Raw genomic sequence first — 23029 nt, 5'->3', positions numbered from 1 at the left:
AGGCAACGGCGGCTTTCGCCCCTCAATGGCGAGAGCGCGGAGAGCGGCTTTCTGCGCGGGCCGCCCGGATGTCCAGGATTGACGCGGCGATCGACACCAGCACGGCGAGCAGCGCGACGTACCGGCCAAGCCCCGGGTTGATCATCACGCCGGCCGTTTCCAGGAACGCCCGCTGGTCGCTGTCGAAGACCCAGTCCAGCGTCGTCCAGCCGATGACCATGAGCAGCAGCGCGGCAAGGCCCGCGACGAGCCACAGGTGCGGCAGGCCGCTGACCCGGACCTTCCTGACCTGCCCGAAGATCACCACCACGAGCCCGACCAGCACCAGCACCAGCGGCGGGAACCACGAGAAAAAGTCCGAGTGCCAGGCTGAGCGCACGACGTCGTCGTGGGGCAGGGAGTTGAAGGCGTCGCGGACGTCAGCCGTGGCGGTGTCGGCGGTGAGGACCGTCCAGGGAAGAAACACTGCCACGAGCGCGAGCAGCCCGGCACCCAGACCGAGCCACTCGCGCCACGTGACGCGTTTGACGGAGAACGCCACTCAGGAACCGACGCGCTCGATGATGAGCTCGCGCACGCGCTTGGCGTCGGCCTGGCCCTTGGTGGCCTTCATGACCGCGCCGACGATCGCGCCCGCCGCGGCGACCTTCCCGCCGCGGATCTTCTCCGCGACGTCCGGCTGCGCGGCCAGCGCCTCGTCCACGGCGGCGATCAGCGCGGAATCGTCGGAAACGACCTTCAGCCCACGCTTGTCCACCACCTCGCGCGGCGAACCCTCGCCGGCGAGCACGCCCTGCACGACCTCCTTGGCGAGCTTGTTCGTCAGCTCACCCGAGGACACGAGCGCGATCACCTCGGCCACCTGCTCCGGCGTGATCGCCAGCTCCGCGAGTTCGACCTCGCGCGTGTTCGCCTCCTGCGCCAGCGTGTTGACCCACCAGCCGCGGGCCTCGTCGGGCTTCGCACCGGCCTCGACCGTGGCCGCGACGAGGTCGACGGCCCCGACGTTCAGCAGGTCGCGCAACGCTTCGTCCGACAGGTTCCATTCGGTCTGGATCCGCTTGCGCCGCTCGGCCGGCATCTCCGGCAGCGTCTTGCGCAGCTCCTCGACCCACTCGCGCGAAGGCGCGATCGGCACCAGGTCGGGCTCCGGGAAATACCGGTAGTCCTCCGCGGTCTCCTTGGTGCGCCCGCCGGACGTGGTGCCGTCGGCCTCCTGGAAGTGCCGCGTCTCCTGCTTGATCGAGCCGCCGCCCGCGAGAATCGCCGCTTGGCGCGTCATCTCGTACCGCACGGCGCGCTCGACGCTGCGCAGCGAGTTGACGTTCTTCGTCTCGGTGCGCGTGCCGAACTCGGTGGCGTCCTTGTCCATCAGCGACACGTTCGCGTCGCAGCGAAGGGACCCCTGGTCCATGCGGACGTCGGACACGTCGAGCGCCCGCAGCAGGTCGCGCAGCGCCGAAACGTAGGCGCGGGCCACCTCCGGCGCTCGCGCGCCCGTGCCCTCGATCGGCTTCGTGACGATCTCGATCAACGGTACGCCCGCGCGGTTGTAGTCCAGCAGGGAGTAGTCCGCGCCGTGGATCCGGCCGGTCGCGCCGCCCATGTGCAGCGACTTGCCGGTGTCCTCCTCCATGTGCGCGCGCTCGATCTCCACGCGCACGACCTCGCCGTCGTCGAGAGTGACGTCGAGGTAGCCGTTGAAGGCGATCGGCTCGTCGTACTGCGAGGTCTGGAAGTTCTTCGGCTGGTCCGGGTAGAAGTAGTTCTTCCGCGCGAACCGACACCACTCGGCGATCTCGCAGTTGAGCGCCAGCCCGATGCGGATCGCACCCTCCACGGCCTTGCCGTTCACCACGGGCAGCGCGCCGGGCAGGCCGAGGCACGTGGGGCACGTCTTCGTGTTCGGCTCGCCGCCGAACTCGTTTGCGCAGCCGCAGAACATCTTCGTCTTCGTGTTGAGCTCGACGTGGACCTCGAGCCCGAGCACCGGGTCGAAGCGCTCGACGACGTCGGCGTAGTCCATCAACTCGGCCACGGCAGTCACTTCGTTCCTCCCAGCTCCGGGACCTTGTGCACGAGCGACCCGCCGGCGGCGGCGTCGCGTGCGGCCTCGTAGGCGGCGCCGACGCGGTAGAGCCGGTCGTCGGCGAGCGCCGGGGCCATGATCTGCAGGCCGACCGGCAGGCCGTCCTCGTCGGACAGCCCGCTCGGGACGCTCATGGCGGCGTTGCCCGCGAGGTTCGACGGGATGGTGCAGAGGTCGGCGAGGTACATCGCCATCGGGTCGTCCACGCGTTCGCCGATCTTGAACGCCGTGGTCGGCGTGGTCGGCGACACGAGCACGTCCACCTGCTCGAACGCGGAGGTGAAATCCTGCGTGATGAGCGTGCGCACCTTCTGGGCCGAGCCGTAGTAGGCGTCGTAGTAACCCGACGAAAGCGCGTACGTGCCCAGCATGATCCGGCGCTTCACCTCGGCGCCGAAACCCTTTTCGCGCGTCAGCGACATGACTTCTTCGGCGCTGTGCGTGCCGTCGTCGGCCACGCGCAGGCCGTAGCGCATCGCGTCGAACCGCGCGAGGTTCGACGACGCCTCGCTCGGCGCGATCAGGTAGTACGCGGGCAGCGCGTAGACGAAGTGCGGGCACGAGACCTCGACCACTTCGGCGCCGAGCGCGCGAAGCTGCTCGACGGCGGCGTGGAACGACCGCAGCACACCGGCCTGGTAGCCATCGCCCGCGAACTCCTTCACCACACCCACCCGGACGCCCTTGAGGTCGCCACGGGCCCCTTCGCGCGCCGCGGCGACGACCGGCGGGACCGGTGCGTCGATCGACGTCGAGTCCATCGGGTCGTAGCCGGCGATGACCTCGTGCAGCAGCGCGGCGTCGAGCACCGTCCGCGCGCACGGGCCCGCCTGGTCGAGCGACGACGAGAAGGCGACGAGGCCGTAGCGCGAAACCCCGCCGTACGTCGGCTTCACGCCGACCGTGCCCGTGACGGCACCCGGCTGGCGGATCGAGCCGCCGGTGTCCGTGCCGATGGCCAGCGCGGCCTCGAACGCCGCGATCGACGCCGACGAGCCACCGCCCGAACCGCCCGGGATGCGGGCGTGGTCCCACGGGTTGTGCGTGGGACCGAAGGCGGAGTTCTCCGTGGACGAGCCCATGGCGAACTCGTCCATGTTCGTCTTGCCGAGGATGACGATGCCGGCTTCGCGCAACCTGCGCGTGACCGTCGCGTCGTACGGCGGGATCCACCCCTCCAGCGTGCGCGAACCGCACGTCGTGGGGATGCCCTCGGTGGTCAGCACGTCCTTCAGCGCCAGCGGCACGCCCGCCAGCGACGACGCGGGCTGCTCCCCCGCGGCCAGCTTCTCGTCGACGGACTTGGCCGCGCCCAGCGCGCCTTCCGTATCGACGTGCAGGTACGCGTGGACGTGGTCGTCGACCTCGGCGATCCGGTCCAGGTGCGCCTGGGTGACCTCGACCGCGGAGACCTCGCGCGCGTGGATCTTCGCCGCCAGCTCGGCGGCGGTCAGCTTGACGAGTTCACTCACTGTTCTTCTCCCAGAATCCGCGGCACCCGGAACCGGCCCTCCTCGGCGGCCGGCGCGCCGGCCAGCGCCTGCTGCTGCGTCAGGCAGGGGCGGATCTCGTCCTCGCGGAAGACGTTCGTCAGCGGCACGGAGTGCGAGGTCGGCGGGACGTCAGCCGCGGCGACCTGGCTCACCTTCGCCACCGAGTCCAGGATCTGGTCGAGCTGGCCCGCGAAGACGTCCAGCTCGTCATCGGTGACGGCCAGCCTGGCCAGCTTGGCGAGGTGCGCGACCTCGTCTCGGGAAATGTTGGGCACGCGGGTGACTCCCGGGGTGTGCTGTGCGGGTGCGGTCGGAAGCTGCAAGTCTATGGTGGCGGCGCCGGACGGCTCGACCGGGTTATGGCCGGACCTGCTGCGACCCGGGGTGTCCCGTTCGCCGGACAGCGGTCCCCAAGAAGTACCCGGTCTGTCACAATCGGCGCCCGGTTACCGCGTTCCGCGACAAGGCGGAACGCCTGAGGCGAGAGGGGCGTGTGGTGTCGTTCCTGCTGCGGGTCCAGCTTCCGGACTCCCCCGGCACCCTCGGCGCCGTCGCGACGGCGCTCGGCACCGTCGGCGCCGACATCCTCAGCGTCGACGTCGTGGAGCGCGGCGGCGGAGTCGCCATCGACGACCTCGTGGTCGAGCTCCCGTCCGGCCGGCTGCCGGACGCCCTCATCACTGCGGCCGAAAGTGTCGAAGGCGTCGAGGTCGACGCGGTGCGCCCGTACGCGGGGGTGCTCGACACCCACCGTGAGTTGGAGCTGGTCGAGGAGATCGCGGCCCAGCCGAAGTCCGGGCTCGACCTGCTGGCCGAGGGCGTACCGAAGATCATTCGCGCCGGCTGGGCCGTCGTCGTCGAGCACCGGGAATCGGGCACGCGCCGGCTGGCTTCGTCGAGCGCGGCGCCGGAGAACCCGTTCACGGATCTGCCCTGGCTGCCGCTGGAGCGCGCGACCGTTCTCGACGGTGAAGAGGACTGGATCCCGGAGACGTGGAAGGAGCTGGGCACGGAACTCGCGGCGACGCCGCTGGGCAAGCCGGGCAAGGCTCTTCTCGTGGCCCGCCCCGGTGGCCCCAACTTCCGTGCGGCGGAGGTCGCCCGCCTGGCCCACTTCGCCGGCATCGTCGCCGTCGTCCTGGACGGCTGACGGGTCCTGGAATTCGCCGCTGAGCTGGGATTCGCCGCGCAACGGCGACGGCTTCCTTCGGCGAGCGACAGTTCTCGTCGGGGCCGCTTTCCGATTGTTCGGCGGGGCCGCCGCTGAGGGGCAACGACGCCTCAGCGGAGAAGCTCCGGCCGGTCACGTGCGAGCACGGGCCGCTCGTCGGCAACACCTATCCATGGTGTCGCCGACGGGCGGCAACAGCCCTGGCCGGCGCACCTCGGCCTCACCGTGTTCAGGCCGCTCGCCGGACCGTCGCCGCCGCGGGTTCGCTGGCGAGAAGCTCAGCGCTCCCGTGGCTACGCGAGATGCGCCGCCGCGATCACACCGGCAATCGGACCCCTGCCCCAGTCCTTTCGAACGCCCAGTTCCGAACCGTCGCCACTCAGCGGCAAAAGACCCTGACCAGCAGAAACACGCTACAGATCGTACTCATACGCGATCAAGGTGATGTTCGGAAACGGGTTCCAATCCCGCTCCGGCAACCGCCGAAACCCGATGCGCTCGTACAGCCGATGAGCCGTCCGCATTCGATCGAGACTGCTCAACACGACTTTCCCCAACCCCAGCTGCCGCGCCCGCTCCAGCACCGCCCGCGTGAGCGCCTCGCCGATCCCCCGCCCACGCGCGGAACCGGCGACGGCCAGCATCCGGAACTCCAGCTCACCCTCACGCGAGATCTCCGCGTACGACGTACCCGGCCGCACCACCGCGACCGTCCCGAGGACCGCAGCGCCGTCGACAGCCACCAGCAGCTCGGCGTGCTCCGCCCGGTGCGCGACGTCTCGCAGCTCGCTCTCGTACCCGACCTCGTCGGAGAGCAGACCGTCCAGGCGATACGCCTCGACCGTCAGCTCCCCCACCGCCGCGAGCTCCTCGGACCGCGGCGGCCTGATCTCGACGTCACCCATCGGAAGGCTCCTCGGCGGTGCCGGTGTCCAGCGCCACCTCGGCGGCCGCGTCCGGACCGCGCTCCAGCAGCACGCGGAAGCCGTCCTCATCGAGCACCGGTACCTTGAGCTGCACGGCCTTCTCGTACTTCGATCCCGGCGCCTCACCCGCCACGACGAACGCCGTCTTCTTCGACACCGACCCCGCCGCCTTGCCGCCGCGGGCCATGATGGCTTCCTTGGCCTCGTCGCGGGAGAACCCCTCGAGCGAGCCGGTGACCACGATCGACAGCCCCTCGAGGTGACGCGGGATCGAGTCGTCGCGTTCCTCTTCCATCCGCACGCCGGCGCGTCGCCATTTTTCGACGATCTCCCGGTGCCAGTCGACTTCGAACCACTCCTGCACGGCGTGGGCGATGGTGGGGCCGACGCCGTCGACGTCGGCCAGCTCCTCCTCGCTCGCCGCCTCGACGCGTTCGATCGACCCGAACTCGCGCGCCAGCGCCTGCGCCGCCGTGGGCCCGACGTGGCGGATCGAGAGCGCGACGATCACCTTCCACAAGGGACGGTCCTTCGCCACGTCGAGGTTCGCCAGGAGCTTGCGCGCATTGGCCGAGAGGTCGCCGGCCTTGGTGCGGAACAGTTCCACCTCGGACAACGCGTCCTCGTTGAGGTCGAACACGTCGCCCTCGTCGGCGACCACGCGCGCGTCGAGCAGCGCGACCGCCGCCTCGTACCCGAGCACCTCGATGTCGAATGCGCCGCGCCCGGCCAGGTGAAACAGCCGTTCCCGCAGCTGCGCGGGGCAGAAGCGGGTGTTCGGGCAGCGGATGTCCTTGTCGCCTTCCTTCTGGTAGGCGAGTTCCGTGCCGCATTCCGGGCAGTGCGTGGGCATGACGAACTCGCGCTCGTCGCCCGTGCGCGCGTCGACGACCGGCCCCATCACCTCGGGGATGACGTCGCCCGCCTTGCGGATCACGATGCGGTCGCCGATCAGCACCCCCTTGCGCTTGACCTCTTCGGCGTTGTGCAGCGTCGCGCGCGCCACCGTCGAACCCGCGACCTTCACCGGCTCCGTGACGGCGAACGGCGTGACGCGCCCCGTGCGCCCGACGCCCACCTGGATGTCGAGCAACGTCGTGATCGCCTCTTCGGGCGCGTACTTGTAGGCGATCGCCCAACGCGGCGCGCGCGACGTGGTGCCCAGCCGGCGTTGCAACGCGACCTGGTCGACCTTGATCACCACGCCGTCGATCTCGTGCTCGGCGTCGTGGCGGTGCTCGCCCCAGTACGCGATGTGGTCGGTGAGCTCCTTCGCCGTGTGCAGCACGCGCGTGTGCGGTGAGACCGGCAGGCCCCACGCCACCAGCGCGTCGTACGCGTGCGACTGCGTGACCGGCTCGAAGCCCTCGCGCTTGCCCAGTCCGTGGCAGATCAGCCGCAGCCGGCGTTCCTTGGTGATGCGCGGGTCCTTCTGCCGCAACGACCCCGCGGCCGTGTTGCGCGGGTTCGCGTACGGCGGCTTGCCCGCTTCGACCATCTTCGCGTTGAGCTCCAGGAAGTCCTCGACGCGGAAGAAGACCTCGCCGCGCACCTCGATGAGCTTCGGCACGGGAAACTCGTCGGTGCCGGTGAGCTCGTCGGGGACCTGCTCCAGCGTGCGGATGTTGAGCGTGACGTCCTCGCCCGTGCGGCCGTCGCCGCGGGTCAGGCCGCGCGTGAGCTTGCCGTCCTCGTAAAGGAGGTTGATCGCCAGGCCGTCGATCTTCAGCTCGGCCAGGTACTCCGTGGAGCCGATCTCCTTCTCGACGCGCTCCACCCAGGTGAGGAACTCGTCGGTGTCGAAGACGTTGTCCAAGCTCAGCATGCGTTCGAGGTGGTCGTGCGCGGTGAACTCGGTGGAGAACGTGCCGCCCACGTTCTGCGTCGGCGAATCCGGCGTGACCAGCGCCGGGTACTCCTCCTCGAGCGCCTGCAGCTCATCGAGGAGCGCGTCGAACTGTCCGTCGGAGACGATGGGCGAGTCCAGCACGTAGTAGCGGAACTGGTGCCCGCGGACGTCCTCGGCGAGGGCGCCGTGGCGTTCGCGCACGTCGGCGGGGACGTCGGTGACGTCCTGGGCCGCCACTGCCGGTTCAGCGGGGGCGGCCAACTGGTCGTGGGGAAGGTCGCTGCTCACGGGTGGTAACCCTAGCCGGAGGTGCCGACAGTTTCGTCCTCTTGCCCGTTCAGACCCCGGACCAGGTCACGGAGCTCCAGGAGGCCGATCGTGCCCTCCGGCTCGGTCTTGGCGGTCTCGACGCGGCGGAGCCGTTCGGCGGCGACGCGCTCACCGAGCGTGGCGTCCAGCGGGAGGAAGGTCATCGTGGTGCGCGCCGCCGGATCGAGGTCGGCCAGCGCGGGGTGGTAGACGGCCACGTCGACCACCCCCTCGGCCACCTGCGCGACGACACGCACGTCGGCCAGCGAGATGTGGTGGTCGCCGAAATTCACCGTGACCTCGGTCGGGTCCGGGACCGGCGGCACGGAGTCGTGGTGCTCCCAGATGGCATCGTCCGGCGGGGCGGCGGCCTTCCAGGCGTCGGTGAACGGCCGCAGCTCCGGGTCTTCCTGACCGGTGACCACGAGGGCGTAGATGGCCTGGCGGCCGCGTTCGAGCGAGAAGTGCAGCCGCGGGTGCAAGGCCTCGACCAGCACGCAGAGATCGTGCTCGACGCGGTGCGGTTCGCGGTCGCCCAAGGCCGCGTTGACCACGGGGAGCAGCTCGAACCAGCCGGCCCAGAACCTCGCCGCGGCCGCCTCGACGTCGGAAGGCACGGGCTGGGCCGGCCACGGCGTACGCGGGTCGGGCGGCGTCGCTTTGGCGTCGGTGTCGGCGCGGGCAGTGCGGCGGCGGAACAGGCCCATGGAACATCCCCCGTTGTCGATCGTTGCCCGACACGCTACCGGGCGCTCACCACGTCTCGGGCGGCTCCACGAAGGCCTTGCCGAGGTCGCGGGTGAGGGCGAGTGCGCGGCGCATCCACTCGTTCGTGGCGCCGGCCATCCCGCAGGTCGGCGTCGGGACGGCGCGTTCGGCCAGGATCGACCGGTTGAAGCCGAGGCGGTCCACGAGCCTGAACGCGGGGTCGGCGACGTCCTTCAGCGTCGGGCGCGTGCCGGGGTCCGTCGCCGGGACGAGGCCGAGGAACAGCGACGTGCCGCTGTCCCACGTTTCGCCGATCGCGTCCAGCGTCTCAGCCGACGCCTTGCCGAGCAGCGTGACGTCGAACGCGACGGCGTCCGCGCCGGCCGCCCTGAGCAGCGCGAGCGGCGGCTTCGGCGCGCAACAGTGCACGACGACGGGCTGGTCCGTGATCGCCCGCACGCCCTCGATCATGGTCGACAAGAGTTCGCGCGCCTCCGGCTCCGGCACGGCCGACACGTTCCCGTAGCCCGAGGGCGTCGACAGACTCCCGGCGAGGACCGCTGGCAAGGACGGCTCGTCGATCTGCACGACGATCGGCGCCCCGATGCGCGCCTTCAGCTCCGCGACGTGCTGAGCGAGGCCATCCAGCAGCGAGGACGTGAAGTCCCGCAACGCACCACGATCGGTAAGGACGCGGTGCCCACGCGGCAGCTCGATGCCGGCGCCGAGCGTCCACGGCCCGGCCACCTGCGTCTTGAACACCGGCGGCACGACGCCGGCTTTTTCACGCGCTTCCTGCACGGCATCGAGGTCCCACTGCAGGAGGTCCCGCCCCCGCCGGTGATCGTGCCCGGGCCGCCCCGCCACGCGGTATCCACTCGGCACCACCTCCACCGCCAGGTCCACGAGCAGCGCCGCGGTGCGACCAAGAATGTCGGCCCCCACCCCACGCCCCGGCAACTCCGGCAGGTGCGGGAAGTCGGGCAGCTCGCCGAACACGACGGCAGCTGCCTCGGCCGGGTCCGCCCCGGGCATCGAGCCGATCGCGGTCGCCGCGCCGTCGGGCCAAGCTCGTTCAGTCACGGGCGAATTCTCTCCGAACCCACCCGAATGCCTCGCACCGCCCTCGCCGGGTCACCCGAGCGAGCCGGACATTCGCCGCATATCCCTTTGCCAGCACCGAATTCGCGGAGACAGCGATACTCTGGATGGCCATGACGAGCTCCTCGCCACCACCGCCGGGCCGGCGCCCCGACGAGGTGAGTCCCACCCGGCTGCGCCGGTGGGACGACGAGCCGCGCATCCCTGAACGTCGCTACCCGGGCCGCTCCTTCGGCGGGACCCTGTTCACCGAAGCTGTCCTCATCGTCAGCCGACGCGCCGAGGTCGTCGAGACCACCGAGGAGTTCAGCGTCTTCGACCGCGATGGCACCCGCGTCGGCGGCGTGGCCGACGTCAGCCAAGGCTTCCTGCACAAGGCCGCGCGCCTGTTGCCGAAATACGACCAGTACGTCACCCACAAGTTCGAAGTCCGCGACGCCAACCACAGCACGGTGCTGAAAGTGGCGAGGCCGGCCAAGGAACTGCGGACGCGCTTCGTCGTCACTCGCGCCGACGAGACCCCGATCGGCGAAATCGTCCCCACCCGCACCCCGGACGAGACTCGCTTCGCCTTCGTCGTCGACGGCCGCACAGTCGGTCGCGTCGCCGCCACCGGCCGGCAAGCGTGGGACGTAACCATCAAGAACCACGCCGACACCGTGGTTGCCCGCGTCAGCAGCCCGCCGTCCGGGCCTTCGCCGATCGCCGGCGACGCCTACCTCGTCGAAATCCCGCGCCAGCTGCCCGAACCCCTGGCCAGCATGGTCGTCGCCACAACCCTCACGATCGATACGGCCCTCACCCGCCAGACCGCCTGAGCACGTGACCGTTGTCTCAGGCCGCCCAGGTGGACACCGCGCCGGTAACGGCCCAATGTGAGGCGAAAGGCCGGGACGCCGGAGTCCTGCCTGGACGGAGGTCGCCGTGGAGCCGTTGCCCGAAGACAGCAACCGGAACTGGACAGAACCCGGGGTTTACGAAGTGGCCGTCGGCGTCTACCGGATCCCGTTGCCGTTGCCGAACGACGCGCTCCGCGCAGTGAACGTCTACGCCGTCACCGACGGCACCACCCTCGCCCTGGTCGACTCCGGCTGGGCCCTCACCGAAGCGCGCCAGCTCTTGACCGAGGCACTCAAGGGCATCGGCGCCGAACTCGGTGACGTGCGTGAGTTCCTCGTCACCCACGTGCACCGCGACCACTACACCCAGGCCGTTGCTCTTCGGCGCGAATTCGGCAACAAGATCTCCTTGGGCCAGTTGGAGGAGCCTTCACTGAAGGTCACCGCCGACCCGGACCAGCTCCCGATGCACGCCCAGATCGAACTCCTTCGTCACTCCGGCGCCGAAGAAGTCATCGCCGCTCTGGGGCGAATGTTCGCCGACGTCCCCCGCCGCACCGACCTCGATCTGTGGGAGGACCCGGACGAGTGGCTCACTCCCGGCCGCCGCCAGGTCCTGCCGAACCGCGAGCTCGAAGTGGTCCACACCCCTGGCCACACCACCGGCCACGTCGTTTTCGTCGACGACGCCGCAGGCCTGCTGTTCTCGGGCGACCACGTCCTCCCCCACATCACGCCGTCGATCGGCTTCCAGCCGGTGCCGGCCGAGTTGCCGCTCAACGACTATCTCGACTCACTGCGCCTGGTCCGCGGCTTGCCCGACCAGCGCATGCTGCCGGCGCACGGCCCGGTTGCGGACAGCGTCCACAAACGCATCGACGAGCTGCTCGAACACCACCGCCAACGCCTCGAGACGATGGCCGCCCAGGTCGACGCCGGAGCCAGCACCGCGTTCGAAACCGCCAGCCGGCTGGGCTGGACCCGCCGTGGCCGCAAACTGTCCGAAATGGACGCGTTCAACCAGATGCTCGCCGTCCTCGAAACGGGCGCCCACCTCGACCTCCTGGTGTCGCAGAACAAGCTGACGGTGGAGCAGATCGACGGAGTTCGCCACTACCGGACGAACTGATCGGTCTCCAGCGGCGAGAACTCAACTACAACGACCCGGCTGGAATACTGATCACCATGCCCGGTATCACCGTGAGGAAAGCCCGCCGCGACGACGTCGAAGCCATCGTGCGCATGCTCGTCGACGACCAACTCGGCGCCACCAGGGACTCAGCCGACGATCTTGAGCCCTACCTGCGCGCTTTCGAGGCCATCGACGCCGACCCCCAACAGCTTTTGGTCGTGGCCACGTCGAACGACGAACCCGTGGCGACGCTGCAACTGGCGATCCTCCCCGGCCTCGCTCGACGGGGCGCCCTCCGCGGGCAGATCGAAGCGGTGCGGGTCCGCAGTGACCATCGAAGCGCCGAGCTCGGTGGAGACCTCGTCCAATGGGCCGTCGACGAGTGCCGTCGGCGCGGTTGCGCCTTGATGCAACTCACCTCCGACACCTCCCGGACCGCAGCGCACCGGTTCTACGAACGACTCGGTTTCGTGGCCAGCCACACCGGTTTCAAGCTGCACCTGTGACCCTTCCCCGACTGTCTATTCAGCACAGGTACCCCTGCCCGCCGCAACACCCGACGACTCCACGCTGCCACGAATCCCGGGTGACGCCAAGAAAAGGGCGCGAACGGCCCGTTCGTGCCGTTTTGATGACCACGCACCAACTGATGCGTATCGTCGCCGCCATGACCAAATCGAAGCCGGCGACCGCAGCTGCCGACGGTTCCAACAACACCCCCGAAACCGCCGATCTCGACTTCCTTCTTCGTGCCATGCAAGCGAACCTCGAAATTTTCGAGCGCTTGCAGACAGCGCAGCTCATGCAGGTGGCCAAGGACGCGGGTCACCAGATCGCCCGTCTTCAAGCGCTTCAACTCCACTGCCTCGCCGGGTTGCGCAGACGAAGATCGGACGCCCGGGAACTGGCCTCTGAAGTGGCATTGACCTTGCACCTCACGGACAACCGGGCCGGCGCTATGATTTCCGCGGCCGAGGCCCTGGCGAACCGGCTCCCTCGGACCTTTCGCCTTATGGACAGCGGGTTCGTCGACCTGTATCGCGCCATGAAGGTCACCGAGGGCACGGTGTGGCTGTCCGATCATCACGCCCGGATTGTCGACACCCTGCTCGAAGACCGCCTGTCCGACAAAAACCCGACGCAGATCCGCAAAGCCACGGCGTACGCCGCGATGAAGACGGACCCCGAAGGAGCAGCGAACCGCGTCACGCAACGGCGCGCTGAACGCCGGGCTGTCCTGCACCACCAGTCCGAGGGCATCTCGCAGCTTTCCATCGACAATGCACCCACGGAGAAGGCCACTGCCGCTTATCTCCGTATCGACAAAATCGCCCGGGCACTCAAAACAAGCGACGAGAAGCGAACGCTCGACCAGCTGCGCGCGGACGTCGCGCTCGACCTCCTGCTGACGGACAAGGGTGGCGTCGCCGAGCGGGCCGAGGTCTATCTGTACGTCGACCTCCAGACCTACCTGGGGCTCAACGACGACCCAGCTGAGCTGGCGGGGCACGGGCACGTTCCGGCCGAGGTCGCCCGGCGCATCGCGACCGGTCCCGACACGACGCTGCGGCGGATCATCACCGCCCCGCTCACCGGGCAGGTAATCGAGGTTGGCAAGTTCCGTTATCGGCCGAGCATCGACGTCGAGGAGTTCGTGCGGGTCCGGGACCGCGAGTGCCGTCAGCCCGGTTGTCCGAGGCCGGCGCACAACTGCCTGACCGAACCGACGCAGACGAAGGCCGGGTCGGCAACCGACACTGACGGAACGCTGAGCTACTGCATCCGCCACCGGCGCCTCAAGAATCGCGCCGATTGGAAGTATCAGGTCCGGGACGACGGAAAGCTCGTCATCATGACGCCTACCGGCCAACAGGTCGAGAGCATCCCGCCGCCGCTTCACGACCCCGGCCCGCAGGTCGAGCACCCCATGGAGACGCGCAAGGGAGCCTGAGCGACGAGGTCAGCGCGTGCTGGAAATCTTCGCGCTACCAAGGACGAGATCGCCGGCACCGGCATCCGGCCGGTACAAGACCACGACCTGACCCGGAGCAACGCCGCGGAGCGGCTCGCGCAGCTGGACGCTGACGTGCTCGCCGTCGGCCTCGGCGACAGCTTCGGCGATGCCGCCGTGCGCTCGGACCTGCACGACGCATTCGGTCGGACCTTCGAGCGAGCGCCCGCTGGGCCAGATCGCCCGGTCGGCCTCGATCGCCTCAACGCCGAGGCCGGTCGCCGAACCGACCTTCACCGTGCCCGAAACAGGCTCGAGTGAAAGCACGTACCTGGGTCGCCCGTCGGTTGCCGGCGCGTCGATACCGAGGCCCTTGCGCTGGCCGACGGTGAAGCCGTGCACGCCCGTGTGCTGTCCGAGAACGGCGCCGGTCTCGGCGTCGACCAGCTGACCCGGTCGCTGCCCGAGTCGGTTCTCGAGGAACTGCTTGGTGTCGCCGTCGGGGATGAAGCAGATGTCGTGGCTGTCCGGCTTGTTGGCCACCGAAAGGCCACGCTGCTCCGCCTCGGCGCGGACGTCCGACTTCCATGAATCGCCCAGCGGGAACATCGCGTGGCTGAGCTGCTCGGGCGTAAGGGAGGCCAGCACGTATGACTGGTCCTTGCCTTCGTCGGCGCTCCGGCGAAGCTCGAGCTCGCCGTCAACCGTCGCGAGGCGCGCGTAGTGGCCGGTAGCCACGGCATCGAAGCCGAGCGCCATTGCCTTCTCCAGCAACGCCTCGAACTTGATCTTTTCGTTGCAAGTCACGCACGGGTTTGGCGTGCGGCCGACCGCGTACTCGCCGACGAAAGTCTCGACGACCTCTTCGGTGAAGCGCTCGGCGAAATCCCAAACGTAGAAGGGAATCCCGAGGATGTCAGCTGCGCGGCGGGCGTCATGCGAGTCCTCGATTGTGCAGCAGCCGCGCGAACCCGTCCGCAGCGTGCCTGGTTTCGCGGACAGCGCCAGGTGCACGCCGACGACATCGTGGCCGGCGTCAACGGCCCGCGCCGCGGCGACGGCCGAGTCGACTCCTCCACTCATTGCAGCCAGTACCCGCATCGCTTACACCTCTTGCTTCTGGGTCTGCTTGCGCATGCCGGCAAGTCCCGCCTGCCGCGCCCGGGCGACGACCCCGCCGATCTCCCGCGCGAGCGCAGTCACGTCATCCAGTGTCGAAGTGTGGCCCAGAGAGAAGCGCAGGGAGCCGCGAGCGGCCGCGGCGTCGGCGCCCATCGCCAGCAACACGTGGCTCGGCTCGGCGACACCCGCAGTGCAGGCCGAGCCGGTGGAGCATTCGATTCCCTTGGCGTCCAGCAGCATCAGCAGGCTGTCGCCGGCACAGCCGGGAAAGGTGAAGTGGGCGTGCCCGGGCAGGCGCTCACCGCGTCCGCCGTTGAGGATCGCGTCGGGGATTTCGCGCTGGACGGCCTCGATGAGCTCGTCGCGGAGCTTCTCGACGCGCGCCGCGTATTCCGCGCGGCTCTCGACCGCCACGCGGACGGCGGTGGCGAAGCTGACGATGGCCGGGACGTCGAGGGTGCCGGAGCGGACACTGCGTTCCTGGCCGCCGCCGTGGAGAACCGGGGTGCACTCGGTGTCGCGGCCGAGGAGGAGAGCGCCGACGCCGTACGGGCCGCCGAGCTTGTGGCCCGTCAGGGTGAGGGCGGCGGCGCCGCTGGCGGCGAAGTCGACCGGGACAGCGCCGACGGCCTGGACGGCGTCGGTGTGCAGCGGGATGTCGTGGTCCGCGCAAATGGCGGCGAGCTCGGCGATCGGATTGATGCTGCCGACCTCGTTGTTGGCCCACATGACCGTTGCGAGCGCGACTGTCTCGGGCGAGGACTCGATAGCTGCGCGCAGGGTGGCCGGCGAGACGCGACCTTGGTCGTCGACCTCGAGCCAAGTGATTTCGGCACCGCACTGGGACTCGAGCCATTCGACGGTGTCGAGGACGGCGTGGTGTTCCACGACGCTGCACAGGATGCGGCGGCGAGCGGCGTCTGCGCTCTGGCGGGCCCAGTAGATGCCCTTGACCGCGAGGTTGTCACTCTCCGTGCCGCCGCCGGTGAAGATCACCTCGGAGGGCCTGGCGCCCAGGGCTTCAGCGATGATCTCGCGGGATTCCTCCACCACGCGGCGTGCACGACGTCCCGAAGAGTGCAGCGCGGAGGCGTTGCCCACGGTGGACAAAGCCTCGGTCATCGCCGCTACGGCTTCGGGCAGCATCGGGGTGGTCGCCGCATGGTCGAGATACGTCATCGCCACATCAGGGTAGTCCGCTCCAGCCCGTGACGAAGTCCGCCCTGGGCCCGGAAGTGGCCTGTCACACCTTCTGCGGCTATCGGCTGGTCACTCGAACTCCCAGCAAAGCGAGCAGAACGAGGGCGACGGCCAGGATCGCCATCGCGGGCGAGGGGTGGACGGCCGAGGCGACGACGGCCATCAGGACGCCGCCGAGGCCGATGAGCAGGCCGAGCCGACCCAGTCCGCGAGCTGCATGGCGGAGGTGTTGAAGCCGCGTTCGCCTGCCGGGGAGTAGCGGAGCAGGAGAACGGAGACCGCGGGCATGGCGATGCCCATGCCGGCGCCGCCGATGGCGCAGATCACGAAGGCCAGCCATGCGGGGCACCAGGGCTGTGCGACGAAGCCGAAGCCCACCAAGGCCACGGCGACCAGGGCGAAGCCGATGCGGAGCGTTGCCTCGCGAGACCAGTCGAGGAACCTTCCCTGAAGCCCGGAGGCGGCCGACCAGCCGAGGGCGGTGACCGTCAACGGCAAGCCGGCCAGGGCGGGGCCGTAGCCGTGGACGGCACTCATGGTGAGGGGCAGGTAGGCCTCCATCCCGGCATAGGCGCCGGAAAGCAGGGCGCGGGAGGCGACGACGGTGGGCAGCCCAGGACGGAACGTCAGGGTGCCCGTGGGGAGGAGCCTCCGCAGCGCCAAACCGAGGGCCACGAGACCGGCCGTGCCGTAGACGAGGGCGAGAGGCGACGGGTGTTGAGCTGCCCACGTCAAGGCGGCGACCCCGAGCGCAGCGACGACCGCCGGGATGACGCCGGCGCGGCGCACCTCCGCGGCCGGGACGTGGTCGGGCAAGCCGCGGACGACGACAACCAGCAGCGCGACACCGATGGCAACCAGCGGAAGCAGGCCGAGGAACATCCAGCGCCACCCGATGCCGACGGTGATCAGGCCGGCGACCGACGGGCCGATCACCGCGGGCAGCACCCACGCGGCGGCGTTCGCGGCGTAGATGACGGGACGTTCCCGGTCGGTGAATGTCAGGGCGATGAGCAGGGACACCGCGACCAGCAGGAATCCCGAGCCGAGACCCGGCAAGGCGCGGCCGGCCAAGAGCATCGGCATGGACGTCGTGGTGCCGGCCACCACTAGGCCCGCAGCGAACAACGCCGGCCCGGCCAGGAGCGCGGGCGCCGGGCCGCGACGGTCGCCCATGCGGCCGGACAGCACGGTGGCGACAACGCTCGCGATCAGGAACGTCGTGAACGGCCACGAGTAGAGCGCGAGGCCGTGCAGCTCGGCGACGAGCGTGGGCATGGAGGTGGCGACGCCCATGCTTTCGAAGGCCACCAACGTGACCACGAGCAACAAACCGATCGTCGTGAGCCGGTGCTCGCGATTCCACAGGACGCTTCTTCGGGGCTGGAGCTGCGCGTCGCAGGATTCCGCTCATGATCGCCAGCGTGCAACCTCCAGCTCTGTGGAGGTCAAGCCGATTTCACGCGGTCCGGTGCACCGCGACCGGATCGAGCCTCAGGTCGCGGGCGAGCGCGGCGGCCTCGCCGCGCGAGCTGACCGCGAGCTTCTCGAGCAGGTTGCGCACGTGGAACTTCACCGTGTGCTCGCTGAGTTGCAATTGCGCAGCGATCTGGCGGTTGCGCTGCCCCTGCGAAATGCCCGACAGGACTTCGAGCTCCCGTGCGTTGAGCCGGTCAAGCGGACGCAACTCGGGTGGTTCGACGGTGTCCAGCGGCAGCGCGGCGGTGATCGTCGCGCCCCAGCCCGCGACGGCGTCGACCTCCCAACTGCCGCCGAGCGGGGTGATGCGTTCGGTCAGGCCGGGGTCGAGGACGACCTCGGGGATGTCCGGCGCGTCGTCGCGGACGGTGATGCGGAGGACGGCGCGGTCGAGGCGCCAGGAGGCGCGGATCCGGGTCGTACCCGGGCGGTCGAGGGCGGCGATGACGAGGCCGCGTGTCACCGTGCGCGCGGTGTGGGCGATGTCCTGGCGCAGCTGCCGGTCGTCGGTGGGGGCGACAAGGTCGACGGCGACCTCGGCGTGGCCGACTACTGGCGAAAGCTGGTCGGCGAGCACGCCGAACGCGGCGCGAGCGGACTCCGCGGACAGCGCCTGGTCACGGTCCGCCACCGCGCGCAGGTCGAGGAGCGCGCGAGCGGCCAGGTCGGTCGCGGTCTGGCGCGCGGCCGCGTCTCCGAGGCGGCCCGAGCGCAGGACGGCCAGAAGCGCGACGAGCGTGGCCGCATGTGTCTGGCCGAGGTCGGTGACGGTTTGGGCGCGCGCGGCCGCGGCAGCGAGGTTGCTGGCGAGGACCTCGGGGCCCGGGTCGACGGCGCGTTGACCGGCGTCGGTGCTGGTCAGGTGCCAGAGCCGGGCTGCGAGTCCCAATGCCTCGACCGACGGCTCGGCGTCGGACGGTACCAGGGCGATCACCGCGCCGTTGCCGACGGCGGGACGAGAGGCGAGCAGGACCAGGCGACGTTCGGCGCCGGCGAGCACACCGTCGAGGACCACGGCTTCACCCGGAACGGCACGTTCGGCGAGATGGTCGAGCTCCGCGCTGGTCACGGCGCCGGTGATGGTCGTGTCGCCGGTGACTTTGAACGGGCTGCGCGGGCAGTCGCCCGTCTGCATGGCGGCCGCGCGGTGCGGCAGCACGGCGGCGAGCTCCTGCGAGAACCGCGGCAGCATCTCGGGCCGCGGCGCGGAGATGACGCGCACGGCGACGTCGAGCACGTGGGCCGGGTTCGTCCAGGAGGCGTCCATGAGTCCACGGTAGGCGTGCACAAAGGGACCGGTCCTGCTCTTCCGGACAGTGAACGCTGCTCGTCCGAGCGGTTCGGATCGCGGCGCGGGACAGTTGACTCGAAGCAGGACGAACGACCGTCCCGAATCGAAGGAGAGTACGAAGAACCATGCGAGCCATCACCTTCGCCGCGTACGGCGGCCCGGACGTCCTGCAGCTGAGCGACGTCCCACTACCCGAGCCCGGGCCCGGGCAGGTCCGCGTCGCCGTGCGGCGCGCGGGCGTGAACCCCATCGACTGGAAGGTCCGCAGCGGCGCCATGGCCCAGGGCTCCGCGCCCAAAAGGCCGCAGATCCCGGGCGCCGAGTTCTCCGGCGTCGTGGACGCGGTGGGCGACGGCGCGACGGTGGCCGTCGGCGACGAGGTCTTCGGGTGGTCGACCACCGGCGCGTACGCGGAGTACGCGCTGGCCAAGGCCATTGCCCGCAAGCCGGCGAACCTGTCGTGGGAGGACGCCGCGGCGTTGCCCGTGGCCGGCGAAACGGCGTTACGTGTCCTTCGGCTGCTGGACGTCAAGGCCGGCGACCTGCTGCTGATCCACGGCGCGAGTGGCACCGTCGGCCGCTTCGCCACGCAGGTGGCCGTCGCGCTCGGGGCGACTGTCATCGGCACGGCGGGGCAACGCAGCCTCGACGGCGTGAAGTCGCTCGGCGCCATCCCGGTCCTCTACGGCGACGGCTGGCCGGAACGCGTCCGTGCGGCGGCGGACCGGCCGGTGGACGCGGTGTTCGACGCGTCGGGTCACGGTGTCCTGCCGGAGTCTGTGGAGCTGCGCGGGTCGAAGGAGCGGGTGGTGACCATCGCGGACGGGGCCGCGTTCGAGCTCGGACTGCCGTTCTCCGCCGGAGGTGCGGACGACCAGAAGCCCGAGGTACTGGAGGAGATCCTCGAGTACGCGGGACGCGGGCTGCAGATCGCACAGGGCAGGAGCTACCCGCTGGAGGAGGCCGCGGCCGCACAGGAGGAGAGCCAGGCGGGGCATCCGGGAGGGAAGATCACGATCGCCGTTTCCTGACGATCTACGGGGACGGCCGTCTCAACCGGGCAGTGATTCGGTCGAGACGAGCTCCACCTGATCGTGTGGAGGTCTTGAATAATCAAGCCGATTTCTGGCCACAATTGCCTGGTCAGAGAGTTTGCCGCTGAAAGGCGACGGTGTCGGGTCAATCGGTGATGTCTTCTCCGGAGGCTGGCTGGAGGGGCGCCCGCCGGCGTTGCCACTGAGTGGCGAGAGCAGGAAATGCCGTTTGCCGAGGGGCTCTGACCGGGGCTCCGCGCACGAAATTTGCCGCTCAGTGGCGACGACGCGCACGGCGACCAGCCGGCACTATCGAGGCCGGTCAGTGGCGACCTGAGTTCGGCGTTCGGCGGCCAGTACGGACCTGAGGTCGGGTCGAACGTGCTTGCCGGGTTTCGCCAGTCAGCGGCGACACCCAGTGGCGACAGCAACGCGAGTATCACTTCGGAGCAGAGCAGCGCTTCGCGGGTGTCGCCGCTCAGCGGCGACACCCAAGAACCTGCAGGTCAAGCAACAGAGCCAGCTCGGTGGGCCGGGTGTGGCTCGGCCGTCTCGACGGAAGCCTTGGCAGTGGGAGCCGGAGATACCCGCCGGCGACCCTGGGCCGGGATCCGGACCGTCCCGAGAACCGAGTGCACCGAGGCCTCCGCCAGAGCAGCCAGCGAGCGGCGGTCCTCCGCACGACCGGGAGCGATCTCCGGGCAGACGTGCGCCTCGAGGACCAGGCCGCGCAGGGAGGCCACTCGCCGCAGGGAGGCGATGAGGGACTCCGGCCCGATGAACGCCGGCATGCTGGTCTCGCGGCCATCGGCGAGGCGGTAGCGGAGGGCGATTGGCCGGACCGGCACGCCGCCGTCGATGGCGGCCTGGAACGTCGCCGAGGTGAAACGGCCCGAAGCGAGGCCACACCACGTGGTGCCTTCGGGGGTGACATTGACGAGCGAGCCTGAACGCAGCGCGTCCGCGAGCTCGGTCATGGTGGCGGGCAGCGTGCGGAGGCGTTCGCGGTCGAGGAAGATGCTGCCGCCGCGGCGGACGAGGGTGCCGAGGACCGGCCAGGAGCCGATCTCGACCTTGGCGAGGGCGCGCATGGGGCGAAGGGCGTTGATGGCGACGATGTCCAGCCACGAGATGTGGTTGTTCACCACCAGCGCGCCGCGGCCGGCAGGGGCGGCGAGGAAGTCGGCGCCGCCTCGGACGAACAGCTTCACGCCGAACGCGCGGAGCACCGAACGGAAAATGGCCCGAACCAGGCGTTCCCGGCCCCGGCCGCGCAGCCCCAACAACAGCGGCACCGTCAGCAGGGCCGCCAGGACCACGCCGATCGCCGACGCGAAGCGCAGCACGCGGCGCGCGAATGAAACCGTGGCGGCGCCTTCGGTGAGGCAGCCGTCGCCGCAGGGGGACGCCGGCATCCAGGCGTGGCTCATACCTGCACTCCGAGGAAGAACTTGAGGTAACGCTCGTCGATCTTGTGCAGGTCGAGCAGGACGAAGAAGTCGGCGACGCCGAAGTCCTCGTCGAGTGCCGGCGGGCCGCACACCTCGGCGCCGAGCCGCACGTAGCCCTTGATCAGCGGCGGCAGCATGGCTCGGTCGGGACGGACGACGGAGTCGGAATCCCACGGGTGCAGGGGCGAAACGCGGCGCGACTCGTCGGCGTAGTGCTTGGCGCGCAACACATCCCAGACCCCCGCGGCGTAGCTGCCGCCGTCGCTGAGGGGCACCGACGCGCAGCCGGCGAGGTAGCGGTGACCGGAAAGCAGCATGTACCGCGCGATTCCCGCCCACACCAGGCTGACTACCGCGCCGCTGCGGTGGTCCGGGTGTACGCAGGAGCGGCCGGTCTCGACGAGCGTCGAGCGCAAGCCGGACAGGGCCGTCAGGTCGAATTCGCTGTCGGAGTACAGGCTGCCGGCCTGCGAGGCCCGCTCCGGCGGCAACATGCGGTAGCAGCCGACGATGTCGCCGGTCTTGTCGTCGCGCACCACGAGGTGGTCGCAGAACTCGTCGAAGTAGTCGACGTCGAGTCCGGCTTTCAGGGAATTGAGGTGGGCCCCCATCTCCTCGGCGAAAACCTGGTGCCGCAGCTTCTGCGCGGCGAGCACTTCTTCGTTCGCGTGGGCCACGAGCAGGGAGTACCTCGGCGCATCGGCCGGGAGCTCGACACCCGCCTGATCAGTGCTGACGAGGAGCTGAGACGACGTCATGAACACTGTGTACCTGCGACCTGGAAACCGCGGAGAGTGCCAATCGATGACCGATTAGTGCACGTTGAGTTAATTGCAGGTTCTCAGGCTTTTCTCAGGGTCCGACAAACGCCGAAGGCCGCGGAGCGGTGCATCGCCCAGCGGCCTTCGAAGCGGAAAACGTCAGCCCTTGCGCTTCTCAACGGCCTCCGTCAGCTGCGGCGCGACGTTGAACAGATCGCCCACGATGCCGAAGTCGGCGATCTCGAAGATGGGCGCCTCGGCGTCCTTGTTGACGGCGATGATGGTCTTCGACGTCTGCATGCCGGCGCGGTGCTGGATCGCACCGGAGATGCCGAGCGCGATGTACAGCTGCGGCGACACGGTCTTGCCGGTCTGGCCGACCTGGAACTGCGCCGGGTAGTAGCCGGAGTCGACGGCCGCACGCGAAGCGCCGACAGCGGCGCCGAGCGAGTCGGCCAGCTTCTCGACGACGTCGAACTTCTCCGCCGAACCAACACCACGGCCACCCGACACGACGATCGACGCCTCGGTGAGCTCCGGACGGTCGCCACCGACGACCGGCTCGATACCGGTCACCTTCGCGGATTTCGCCGCGTCCTGCGCCGGAATGTCGACAGTCTCCTCGGCCGCAGCACCGTCGGCGGCCTCTGCCTCGACGGCACCCGGACGCACGGAGATCACCGGCGCGCCCTTGGCAGCCTTGGACTTCACGGAGAACGCGCCACCGAAGATGGACTGGTCCACCGAACCGTCGGCGTTCACGCCCACCGCGTCGTAGAGCAGACCGGAGCCCAGTCGCACGGCGACGCGCGCGGCCACCTCCTTGCCCTCGGCGCTGGCGGCGACGAGCACGGCGGCCGGCGAAGCCTGCTCCGCGAGCTTCGTCAGCACGTCGACCTTCGGGGTCACCAGGTAGGTCGTGGCGTCGTCGCCCTCGGCGACGTAGATCTTCGCGGCGCCGTGGCCGGCGAGCGCTTCCTTGGCCTTGGCCGCGGTGCCCGTGGGGCCCACGACGACGGCCGAGGGCTCACCCAGCGCGCGGGCGGCGGTCAGCAGCTCGAGCGTGACCTTCTTGACATCACCGTCGACGTGGTCGACGAGGACGAGTACTTCAGCCATATTT

General features: G+C 69.7%; 20 protein-coding genes and 1 pseudogene. 6 read left to right on the top strand and 15 right to left on the bottom strand.

What is annotated here, in order from left to right; translation table 11 throughout:
* Window positions 1-22: 22 nt before the first annotated feature.
* Genes AB0F91_RS25095 through gatC form a run of 4 tightly spaced genes read right to left on the bottom strand, consistent with a single transcriptional unit; the run spans window position 23 to window position 3857 of the window.
* Window positions 23-541 (bottom strand): hypothetical protein, encoded by a 519-nt coding sequence (locus AB0F91_RS25095; RefSeq protein ID WP_360601020.1) that lies wholly within the window; start codon window positions 539-541, stop codon window positions 23-25.
* Complete coding sequence (gatB, locus tag AB0F91_RS25090) at window positions 542-2047, bottom strand: Asp-tRNA(Asn)/Glu-tRNA(Gln) amidotransferase subunit GatB (protein WP_360601019.1); 1506 nt, start codon at window positions 2045-2047, stop codon at window positions 542-544. It abuts the gene before it with no gap.
* Window positions 2044-3561: an Asp-tRNA(Asn)/Glu-tRNA(Gln) amidotransferase subunit GatA gene (gene gatA, locus AB0F91_RS25085; protein ID WP_360601017.1), complete on the bottom strand. Its 1518-nt coding sequence runs from the start codon at window positions 3559-3561 to the stop codon at window positions 2044-2046. The genes gatB and gatA overlap by 4 nt, the downstream gene beginning before the upstream one ends.
* Complete coding sequence (gene gatC / locus AB0F91_RS25080; protein WP_220237599.1) at window positions 3558-3857, bottom strand: Asp-tRNA(Asn)/Glu-tRNA(Gln) amidotransferase subunit GatC; 300 nt, start codon at window positions 3855-3857, stop codon at window positions 3558-3560. The genes gatA and gatC overlap by 4 nt, the downstream gene beginning before the upstream one ends.
* Before the next feature lie 221 nt (window positions 3858-4078).
* On the opposite strand from gatC, the gene AB0F91_RS25075 reads away from it, so the two are divergent.
* Window positions 4079-4732 (top strand): amino acid-binding protein, encoded by a 654-nt coding sequence (locus AB0F91_RS25075; RefSeq protein ID WP_360601015.1) that lies wholly within the window; start codon window positions 4079-4081, stop codon window positions 4730-4732.
* Between the two features lie 434 nt (window positions 4733-5166).
* Here AB0F91_RS25075 and AB0F91_RS25070 read toward each other — a convergent pair whose 3' ends face one another.
* Genes AB0F91_RS25070 through AB0F91_RS25055 form a run of 4 tightly spaced genes read right to left on the bottom strand, consistent with a single transcriptional unit; the run spans window position 5167 to window position 9628 of the window.
* Window positions 5167-5658, bottom strand: coding sequence for a GNAT family N-acetyltransferase (locus AB0F91_RS25070; protein ID WP_360601013.1), 492 nt, complete (start codon window positions 5656-5658; stop codon window positions 5167-5169).
* On the bottom strand, window positions 5651-7816 hold the full coding sequence (ligA, locus tag AB0F91_RS25065) for an NAD-dependent DNA ligase LigA (protein ID WP_360601011.1): 2166 nt from the start codon (window positions 7814-7816) through the stop codon (window positions 5651-5653). Before ligA ends, AB0F91_RS25070 begins: the two co-directional genes overlap by 8 nt.
* Window positions 7817-7827: 11 nt before the next feature.
* Window positions 7828-8544, bottom strand: coding sequence for a hypothetical protein (locus AB0F91_RS25060; RefSeq protein WP_360601009.1), 717 nt, complete (start codon window positions 8542-8544; stop codon window positions 7828-7830).
* Between the two features lie 46 nt (window positions 8545-8590).
* Complete coding sequence (locus AB0F91_RS25055) at window positions 8591-9628, bottom strand: methionine synthase (protein WP_360601007.1); 1038 nt, start codon at window positions 9626-9628, stop codon at window positions 8591-8593.
* A 131-nt stretch (window positions 9629-9759) separates the two neighbouring features.
* On the opposite strand from AB0F91_RS25055, the gene AB0F91_RS25050 reads away from it, so the two are divergent.
* The 4 genes from AB0F91_RS25050 (at window position 9760) to AB0F91_RS25035 (ending at window position 13568) form a co-directional block, all read left to right on the top strand.
* Complete coding sequence (locus AB0F91_RS25050) at window positions 9760-10464, top strand: scramblase (RefSeq protein WP_360601005.1); 705 nt, start codon at window positions 9760-9762, stop codon at window positions 10462-10464.
* A 106-nt stretch (window positions 10465-10570) separates the two neighbouring features.
* Window positions 10571-11614 carry an MBL fold metallo-hydrolase gene (locus AB0F91_RS25045; RefSeq protein WP_360601003.1) on the top strand — a complete coding sequence of 348 codons (1044 nt, stop codon included), beginning with the start codon at window positions 10571-10573 and terminating at the stop codon, window positions 11612-11614.
* A 56-nt stretch (window positions 11615-11670) separates the two neighbouring features.
* Complete coding sequence (locus AB0F91_RS25040) at window positions 11671-12123, top strand: GNAT family N-acetyltransferase (RefSeq protein WP_360601001.1); 453 nt, start codon at window positions 11671-11673, stop codon at window positions 12121-12123.
* Window positions 12124-12284: 161 nt separating this feature from the next.
* The gene (locus tag AB0F91_RS25035) at window positions 12285-13568 is read left to right on the top strand and encodes a DUF222 domain-containing protein (protein WP_360601000.1); all 1284 of its coding nucleotides are present in this window, start codon (window positions 12285-12287) and stop codon (window positions 13566-13568) included.
* A 9-nt stretch (window positions 13569-13577) separates the two neighbouring features.
* Here the strand turns inward: AB0F91_RS25035 and mnmA are convergent, their stop codons facing one another.
* The 4 genes and pseudogenes from mnmA to AB0F91_RS25015 form a co-directional block, all read right to left on the bottom strand.
* Window positions 13578-14669, bottom strand: coding sequence for a tRNA 2-thiouridine(34) synthase MnmA (mnmA, locus tag AB0F91_RS25030; RefSeq protein ID WP_360600997.1), 1092 nt, complete (start codon window positions 14667-14669; stop codon window positions 13578-13580).
* 3 nt (window positions 14670-14672) lie between these two features.
* On the bottom strand, window positions 14673-15869 hold the full coding sequence (locus AB0F91_RS25025; protein WP_360600995.1) for a cysteine desulfurase family protein: 1197 nt from the start codon (window positions 15867-15869) through the stop codon (window positions 14673-14675).
* 79 nt (window positions 15870-15948) lie between these two features.
* Window positions 15949-17186 (bottom strand): annotated as a pseudogene (locus AB0F91_RS25020) (MFS transporter).
* Window positions 17187-17349: 163 nt separating this feature from the next.
* Window positions 17350-18636 (bottom strand): LuxR C-terminal-related transcriptional regulator, encoded by a 1287-nt coding sequence (locus tag AB0F91_RS25015; protein ID WP_360600993.1) that lies wholly within the window; start codon window positions 18634-18636, stop codon window positions 17350-17352.
* A 149-nt stretch (window positions 18637-18785) separates the two neighbouring features.
* Here AB0F91_RS25015 and AB0F91_RS25010 point away from each other — a divergent pair, with 149 nt between their 5' ends.
* Complete coding sequence (locus AB0F91_RS25010; protein WP_360600991.1) at window positions 18786-19691, top strand: NADP-dependent oxidoreductase; 906 nt, start codon at window positions 18786-18788, stop codon at window positions 19689-19691.
* A 509-nt stretch (window positions 19692-20200) separates the two neighbouring features.
* Here AB0F91_RS25010 and AB0F91_RS25005 read toward each other — a convergent pair.
* The 3 genes from AB0F91_RS25005 to AB0F91_RS24995 all read right to left on the bottom strand — a co-directional run bounded on the left by AB0F91_RS25005 (window position 20201) and on the right by AB0F91_RS24995 (window position 23025).
* Window positions 20201-21124, bottom strand: coding sequence for a lysophospholipid acyltransferase family protein (locus AB0F91_RS25005; protein WP_360600989.1), 924 nt, complete (start codon window positions 21122-21124; stop codon window positions 20201-20203).
* A complete protein-coding gene (locus AB0F91_RS25000) occupies window positions 21121-21903 on the bottom strand; it encodes a GNAT family N-acyltransferase (protein ID WP_360600987.1) in 783 nt (260 codons plus the stop codon). Before AB0F91_RS25000 ends, AB0F91_RS25005 begins: the two co-directional genes overlap by 4 nt.
* 162 nt (window positions 21904-22065) lie before the next feature.
* A complete protein-coding gene (locus tag AB0F91_RS24995) occupies window positions 22066-23025 on the bottom strand; it encodes an electron transfer flavoprotein subunit alpha/FixB family protein (protein WP_360600985.1) in 960 nt (319 codons plus the stop codon).
* Window positions 23026-23029 lie beyond the last annotated feature (4 nt).

Source organism: Amycolatopsis sp. NPDC023774 (assembly GCF_040639695.1).
GTDB lineage: Bacteria > Actinomycetota > Actinomycetes > Mycobacteriales > Pseudonocardiaceae > Amycolatopsis.
This window is presented reverse-complemented; position numbering and strand designations above follow the sequence as displayed.

What these genes read in the sequence shown, in the direction of transcription:
- AB0F91_RS25070 (WP_360601013.1), bottom strand. Translation starts at nt 5,658, where the DNA reads ATGGGTGACGTCGAGATCAGGCCGCCGCGGTCCGAGGAGCTCGCGGCG.
- AB0F91_RS25060 (WP_360601009.1), bottom strand. Translation starts at nt 8,544, where the DNA reads ATGGGCCTGTTCCGCCGCCGCACTGCCCGCGCCGACACCGACGCCAAA.
- AB0F91_RS25050 (WP_360601005.1), top strand. Translation starts at nt 9,760, where the DNA reads ATGACGAGCTCCTCGCCACCACCGCCGGGCCGGCGCCCCGACGAGGTG.
- AB0F91_RS25040 (WP_360601001.1), top strand. Translation starts at nt 11,671, where the DNA reads ATGCCCGGTATCACCGTGAGGAAAGCCCGCCGCGACGACGTCGAAGCC.
- AB0F91_RS25035 (WP_360601000.1), top strand. Translation starts at nt 12,285, where the DNA reads ATGACCAAATCGAAGCCGGCGACCGCAGCTGCCGACGGTTCCAACAAC.
- mnmA (WP_360600997.1), bottom strand. Translation starts at nt 14,669, where the DNA reads ATGCGGGTACTGGCTGCAATGAGTGGAGGAGTCGACTCGGCCGTCGCC.
- AB0F91_RS25025 (WP_360600995.1), bottom strand. Translation starts at nt 15,869, where the DNA reads ATGACGTATCTCGACCATGCGGCGACCACCCCGATGCTGCCCGAAGCC.
- AB0F91_RS25015 (WP_360600993.1), bottom strand. Translation starts at nt 18,636, where the DNA reads ATGGACGCCTCCTGGACGAACCCGGCCCACGTGCTCGACGTCGCCGTG.
- AB0F91_RS25010 (WP_360600991.1), top strand. Translation starts at nt 18,786, where the DNA reads ATGCGAGCCATCACCTTCGCCGCGTACGGCGGCCCGGACGTCCTGCAG.
- AB0F91_RS25005 (WP_360600989.1), bottom strand. Translation starts at nt 21,124, where the DNA reads ATGAGCCACGCCTGGATGCCGGCGTCCCCCTGCGGCGACGGCTGCCTC.
- AB0F91_RS25000 (WP_360600987.1), bottom strand. Translation starts at nt 21,903, where the DNA reads ATGACGTCGTCTCAGCTCCTCGTCAGCACTGATCAGGCGGGTGTCGAG.
- AB0F91_RS24995 (WP_360600985.1), bottom strand. Translation starts at nt 23,025, where the DNA reads ATGGCTGAAGTACTCGTCCTCGTCGACCACGTCGACGGTGATGTCAAG.